We start from the raw sequence: 5,820 nt of genomic DNA on the forward strand, positions 1-5,820 counted from the left end.
GCGCCGCGCAGAAGCGGTTCGCGGGCGGCGCGGTCCTGCATCACGTGACGATGGCGTACGACATGGATGCCGCGAAGATGCTCGAAGTATTGCGGATCGGCCGCGAGAAGATCTCCGACAAGGGCATCACCAGCGCGAACAAGCGCGTCGACCCGCTGCGGAGCCAGACCGGCCTGGACCGGCCGGACGTCATCGCCCGGATGGCCGACTCCTTCGCCAAACGCTACGGCCTCACGCCCGGCACCATCGACGACCAGACGATCGCCACTGCCGAGGAACGCGTCGCCGCCAAGTTCGGCACCGACGAATGGCTCACCCGAGTCCCTTAGCTTCGACGTCGTTCCGGAGCAGCTTGATCAGGGCGAGAAGGGCGATGATGACGACGCCGAAGATGTTGATCGTCATCATGGTTTCGTTGAGGGCGTGTTCGTTCCAGACGAACCCGGTGGCGTCCGTGACGGTCGTGGTCGAGGCGGCAGCGAAGTACGGCACGGAAGTCAGGCCGAGCCCCGCGTAGAGCACGACAGGCTGGAGCAGCGAGCTGCGGCCTTCGGTGCGTACCGGCGCCTTTGAGCGGGCCAGGTAGAGCGCGAAGAGCTGGAAGAAGATGTAGGTGGTGAGCCACCAGCCCAGGTAGTTGGTGAACGGTACGCCGAACACACCGCCGCCGCGCTCCCAGACCCAGTCCTTGCTGACGGTGGAAGCGAGTGAGTCCGTGCCGAGGTCGTACATCGTCATGATCGCGCCGGCGAGCAGCGGTAGGGCCACCACATTGATCCGGCCGAGTCTGCTGCGCAGGTCCAGCCTGGCGTCCGCCGCGTCGAGGAGGGTGCTGGCCACCAGCCAGCAGGCATACCCGAGGCCGAAGTAGATCGGGCCGATCTGGATCGGGACCTGGAACAGTTGAGGTTCGCCGGTGTAGTGGTAGTGGCCGAACGGGAAACCCGTGCTGATGCTGAGGTTCTCGAAGAAGTTGCTGACGACAAGGGTTTCGACCAGGAAGATGATCAGCACCTTCACGCCGTACCGGCGGATGCCGTGGATGAGCGAGAACGGGACGAACAGCAGCAGGACCCACATGCTGGCGCGATCCCCGGTCAGCGGGTAGATGAGGGCAAGGGCGAGAGCGGCGCCCGTCAACAACCAGAGCACCGCCTTCCACCGCGTGGGCCGGCCGCCGCGGGACGGCGCGACGGCGGCGCGTTGGCCGGAATCCTGTGCCTGCGGCTCGTGAGCCGGTTCGGTGGTTGTCATTGCGGCCTCCTGGTAGAGCTGGTTCTGGGCTTCCGGTACGCCGGCGTGGGCTCAGCTGGTCAGGACGACCAGCAGGAACGAATCGACCAGGTCGGAGATGAAATCGGCCTCGATCGGCAACTGCAGGACCACGAGCCGGTGGAAGATCACCGACGGCGGGATCTCCTCGAGGAAGGCGATGCCCGGATGGTTCTCGACCACCTCGCCGCGAGCGACGGCGCGATCGAAGATCTGCTGCCAGCTGCCGGTCCGGATCGCCATGATCTCCTCGCGGAAGACCTTGGCCAGCGCCGGATCGCCGCGCATCGGCAGGAGGAGTCCCGCCATGATCCGGGCGCGCTCAGGGGTGAGCAGGGTGACGATGCTCGCGACGTACTCGAGGAGTTCCTCTCGCAGCGATCCGTGCACGGGGATGTCCCTCGAGATGCTCCGCATCTCGGTGCGCAGCGTTTCGATGACGAGCTCCCGCTTTCCCGGGAAGCGCCGGTAGATGCTGGTCGTCGCGGTACCGGCGAGCCTGGCGACCTGTGCGATGGACAGGCCCTCGTAGCCAATCTCCGCCAGCAGTTCCAGCGTCGCGCGGTGGATCGCGCCGTGCACCTCTTCGCTCATCGGCCGGCCCGTCTGGACCTTGCCCTGCTCAGTCACCATCGCCGCTTCCTTTCGACTTACGCTACGCTACGATAGCGAATCGAAAGTACGCTCGCAAGGAGGCATGTGATGAAGATCGTCGTTTTCGGAGCAACCGGACCGACAGGCCGGCAGGTCGTGCGGCAAGCACTGGATCAAGGTCACGAAGTCACGGCGTTCGTTCGCGACGCCGCCAAGCTGGATCTTCGCCACCCCAGCTTGCAGGTGACTGTGGGGCAGGTGACGACAGACGAGGACGCCGTGGCCTCGGCCATCAAGGGCCAGGACGCCGTCATCAGCGCGCTCGGCAGTGAGCGGAGCGGAACTCCGACGGTCATCTCGCAGGCCATCCCGCGCATCATCAGCGCGATGGGCGAGGCCGGAGTCGACCGCGTGGTGTTCCTCTCGGCCTTCGGTGTCGGCGACTCGTATCGCGAGGCGCCGCTGCTGCTGAAAGTCGGCTATCGACTGGTGCTCCGCCGCGCCTTCGCCGACAAGGCCGTAGGCGAACGGCTACTGCGCGACAGTCCGTTGGACTGGACCCTGGTCTACCCGGTCCTCCTCACCGACGGCCCTCGCAGCGGCGTCTACCAGGTGGATGAGCACCTGAGGTCCGGCCGTCCCTGGCGAATCAGCCGCGCGGATGTCGCCGACTTCATGCTCGCCCAACTCCAGGACCGCAGCCACATCCGCGCCACCGTCGTCCTGACGTCCGGCACCTGATCAGCCGAGCAAGGGCGTTTGCTGGTAGACGAGCCTTTCCAGCCATCGGCCATGGCACGACGCTAACAGCGCGCTAGGACAGAAAATCTCCGTGGACGCCGGGGTCAGCGGCGGTGTGGGTCCTGCCAGCGGCGATGGTTGACCGGCCCGCTGAACATGACGATCCAGAACATGATCCAGAGGAGCCCCGGCGCCGCCAGAGCCACGCTGGCGACGACCAGTCCGACCATCAGCGGGGCCAGCAGGAGCAACGGCGGTGGGATCGGCCGGCCCCCGCGGGGACCAGAGCCGGAGGACCACTTCCGGGACGTCTGTTGCGCGGGCTCGGGCTCGGGGAGGTCGGCGAACAGCGGCTTCAGGTCGACGTCGTACCGCGCCCGGGTCGCCTCGTTGCTGCGCTCCTCGAACTCCTCCTGGGTCAGCCGTCCCGCGACGAAGTGGTCACTGAGGACGACGACGGCCTGGTCGCGTTCGGCGTCGCCGATCCGGATCGGGCCACTCTTGGCCGGAAGATTCGGACTCATGACCGGTCCGGCTCGTCGTCGGCGAGGATCGTGTAGAGCGTGCGCCGGAGGTCGACCAACGCCTTGCGGGCCTTGGCCTGCTGGTCGGGCGTACCAGCGGCAAGGATCTGCCACAGTGCCGTCCCGACTTGTCCGAGCAGTGGTTTCATCCCGTTCTCGTCGTCCTCCGCGGGTGCGCTCATCGCCTCCCAAGGCGCCGAAACCTCGTCGGCGTGCTCGGCGACATAGGTGCGGCCCTCGTCGGTGAGGGTGAAGGTCCGGCGCCCGACCGCGGCATCCGCCGTGACCAACCCCTCGTCCTCGAGTTGCTGGAGGGTCGGGTAAATCGAACCAGGGCTGGGCTTCCAGGCCCCGCCACTGCGTTCGGCGATCTCCTGGATGAGCTGGTAGCCGTTCATCGGCTGCTCGGCCAGTACTGCGAGGATCGCGGCGCGCACGTCTCCTCTACGGGCCTTCGGTCCACGCCAGCCGCGCGGACCGCCCGGCGCCCAGGGCGGACCGAATACCGGGCCACCGCCGAACATGCCCCACTGTGCGCCGAAGGGATGCTGGCCGTGGTGGGCGCGCCTCCCGGTCATGCCGGCGACCCAGTCCCGCTTGATGTCGTCGACGAATGAGCAATGCTGTGCGATCTGCTGCCAAGGCCACCCGACCGCGTGCGTCGAACCGGTCATGCCGACCACCGCTCCCTCAGGAAGAACTACTGCTGCGATACGTCGACGATATATCGCGAAAGAGGGGTACCCAAGGGCGTCTAACGCCGGCCTCACAGGTCCTACGCCGTCGTGGCCGACAGCCGGTCGACCTCGGCAGGTGTCAGCGTCAGCGTGGCGGCGGGCAGGATCTGCTCGAGCTGTTCCGTGGTACGGGCGCTGGCGATGGGTGCGACGATCCGCTGTTGGGCAAGCAGCCAGGCGAGCGCGACGGCAGCAACCGTCGTGTCGTGGGCAGCGGCGATCTCGTCCAGTACGTCGAGCACCGCCACGCCGCCATCGTCGAGGTAGGTCCGAGCACCCGCCGCGCGTTGGGACTCGACGTCATCCCCGCCCGGCCGGTACTTGCCAGTCAGAAAGCCCTTTGCCAGGGCGAAGTACGGCAGTACGGCGAGATCCCACGTCTCGGCCACCGGAAGCATCGTGCGCTCGTAGTCCCGTTCGACGAGGTTGTAGTGCGGTTGCAGGACGGTGAACTCGGCCAGCCCGAGTTCGCGCTGGAGTTCGAGGGCCGCGGTGAGCCGCTCGGGCGTGTAGTTGGAGGCGCCGAGGTGGCGCACAGTACCCGCCCGGACCAGCTCGTCGAAGGCGCGCAGCGTCTCCTCGAGCGGCGTTTCCTCGTCGTCGAAGTGTGCGTAGTACAGGTCGATGTGGCCGGTCCGCAGGCGCTCGAGCGAGGCGTTCGCTTCGCTCTTGATCGTCTCCGCTCGCAGGTTGCGGACCGGTCCCTTGCCGCCGCCGACCTTCGTGGCCACGATGATCCGGTCGCGGTTGCCCCGGGCGGCCATCCAGCGTCCGATGATCGTCTCGGAGCGGCCGTGCTCGACCAGGTAGGAGTTGGCGGTGTCGACGAAGTTGCCGCCCGCTTCCGTGTACGCGTCGAGGACGGCCTGCGACTGCGGCTCGTCGGCGGTCCAGCCGAACACGTTGCCGCCGATGCAGAGTGGGAAGACGTCGAGGTCGGTACGTCCAAGGGCAACCATGTCAATTCCCTGTAGGTGTGGTGCGCAGTAAGAAGGTGAGGCCTTCGGCTGCGGTGGGGTGGGCGTAGATCGCTCTTCGCAGTTCTGTGTAAGGGATGTGGCCGACCATGGCGGTCTGTACTGCGGCCAGCAGTTCACTCGCCTCCGCGCCGAACACGGTGAATCCGAGAATCTCGTCACTGTCCGCCGCGATCAGCATTTTCATGAACCCTCGTGGTTCCGACAGTGTCCGGGTCCGCAGTACCGAAGCCATCGGCAGGCTCAGCACGCGGTAGCCGACGCCGAGACGCTTGGCATCAGTCTCGTTGAGGCCGACCCGCGCCAACTCGGGATCGGTGAACATGCAGTACGGCACGAGGCGGTCCGTAGTCGTGCGGTTGCCGCCGGTCAGGTTGTCGTGCACCACGCGGAAGTCGTCGAAAGCCACATGGGTGAACTGCGGACTGCCCGCGCACTCGCCCATCGCCCACACACTGTCCGCTGTCGTGGCGAGGTGCTCGTCGACCGCGATGTAGCCGGTGTCCGTGAGCTTCACCCCGGCGTTCTCGAGTCCGATGCCGCTGGTGTTCGGCGTACGGCCGACGCCCACGAGCAGGTCCGTGCCCTGGATGACGGCCTCGCGGTCCGGCCCTTCCGTGACGATCCGTACGGCGCTGCCGGATCGGCCTTCGACACTCCAGATCCGGGTCTGGAGGTGCACCGCGATTCCCTCGTCGTGGAAGAGTTCGAGCAGCGCCGCACCGACCTCCGGGTCTTCCTGGCCGGCCAACTGGTTCCCGTGTTCGATGACGGTCACGCTCGCGCCGAAACGGCGCATGGCCTGTGCGAACTCCAGCCCGATGTAGCCGCCGCCGATGACGAGCAGGTGCTCCGGCAGCCGTTCGAGGTCGAGCAGTTCGACATGCGTCATCGGCCGGGCGGATTCCAGCCCGGGCACGTGGGGGAGCGTCGCATGCGTGCCGACGTTCAGGAACACCTTCTCGCCGGTGATGG

8 protein-coding genes are annotated in these 5,820 nt (G+C 66.9%); 2 read left to right on the forward strand and 6 right to left on the reverse strand.

Going from position 1 to position 5,820, the window contains the following annotated elements; all coding sequences use genetic code 11:
- The coding region (locus VFG33_RS11930; protein ID WP_414672946.1) for a lipoate--protein ligase family protein at positions 1-329 on the forward strand (329 nt) is incomplete at its 5' end.
- Here VFG33_RS11930 and VFG33_RS11935 read toward each other — a convergent pair.
- Together VFG33_RS11935 and VFG33_RS11940 are read right to left on the reverse strand one after the other, a co-directional pair.
- On the reverse strand, positions 313-1,254 hold the full coding sequence (locus tag VFG33_RS11935; protein ID WP_325025535.1) for a carotenoid biosynthesis protein: 942 nt from the start codon (positions 1,252-1,254) through the stop codon (positions 313-315). The genes VFG33_RS11930 and VFG33_RS11935 overlap by 17 nt on opposite strands.
- A gap of 51 nt (positions 1,255-1,305) precedes the next feature.
- Positions 1,306-1,905, reverse strand: a complete 600-nt coding sequence (locus VFG33_RS11940) for a TetR/AcrR family transcriptional regulator (protein WP_325025537.1) — start codon at positions 1,903-1,905, stop codon at positions 1,306-1,308.
- A 69-nt stretch (positions 1,906-1,974) separates the two neighbouring features.
- Between VFG33_RS11940 and VFG33_RS11945 the strand changes: the two genes are divergently transcribed.
- Positions 1,975-2,607: an NAD(P)-dependent oxidoreductase gene (locus tag VFG33_RS11945; RefSeq protein ID WP_325025539.1), complete on the forward strand. Its 633-nt coding sequence runs from the start codon at positions 1,975-1,977 to the stop codon at positions 2,605-2,607.
- Positions 2,608-2,711: 104 nt separating this feature from the next.
- Here the strand turns inward: VFG33_RS11945 and VFG33_RS11950 are convergent, their stop codons facing one another.
- The 4 genes from VFG33_RS11950 to VFG33_RS11965 all read right to left on the reverse strand — a co-directional run.
- Positions 2,712-3,131, reverse strand: coding sequence for a DUF1707 SHOCT-like domain-containing protein (locus tag VFG33_RS11950; protein WP_325025541.1), 420 nt, complete (start codon positions 3,129-3,131; stop codon positions 2,712-2,714).
- Positions 3,128-3,805: a PadR family transcriptional regulator gene (locus tag VFG33_RS11955; RefSeq protein ID WP_325025543.1), complete on the reverse strand. Its 678-nt coding sequence runs from the start codon at positions 3,803-3,805 to the stop codon at positions 3,128-3,130. Before VFG33_RS11955 ends, VFG33_RS11950 begins: the two co-directional genes overlap by 4 nt.
- Positions 3,806-3,906: 101 nt before the next feature.
- Complete coding sequence (locus tag VFG33_RS11960) at positions 3,907-4,827, reverse strand: aldo/keto reductase (RefSeq protein ID WP_325025545.1); 921 nt, start codon at positions 4,825-4,827, stop codon at positions 3,907-3,909.
- A gap of 1 nt (position 4,828) precedes the next feature.
- Positions 4,829-5,820 (reverse strand): FAD-dependent oxidoreductase (locus VFG33_RS11965; protein ID WP_325025547.1); only part of this gene is annotated, 992 nt, incomplete at its 5' end.

The sequence above is a fragment of the Kribbella sp. genome, from assembly GCF_035687465.1.
Classification (GTDB): Bacteria; Actinomycetota; Actinomycetes; order Propionibacteriales; family Kribbellaceae; genus Kribbella.

Coding starts and splice junctions, on each gene's coding strand:
- VFG33_RS11945 (WP_325025539.1), top strand. CDS start 1,975: ATGAAGATCGTCGTTTTCGGAGCAACCGGACCGACAGGCCGGCAGGTC.
- VFG33_RS11940 (WP_325025537.1), bottom strand. CDS start 1,905: ATGGTGACTGAGCAGGGCAAGGTCCAGACGGGCCGGCCGATGAGCGAA.
- VFG33_RS11960 (WP_325025545.1), bottom strand. CDS start 4,827: ATGGTTGCCCTTGGACGTACCGACCTCGACGTCTTCCCACTCTGCATC.
- VFG33_RS11955 (WP_325025543.1), bottom strand. CDS start 3,805: ATGACCGGTTCGACGCACGCGGTCGGGTGGCCTTGGCAGCAGATCGCA.
- VFG33_RS11935 (WP_325025535.1), bottom strand. CDS start 1,254: ATGACAACCACCGAACCGGCTCACGAGCCGCAGGCACAGGATTCCGGC.
- VFG33_RS11950 (WP_325025541.1), bottom strand. CDS start 3,131: ATGAGTCCGAATCTTCCGGCCAAGAGTGGCCCGATCCGGATCGGCGAC.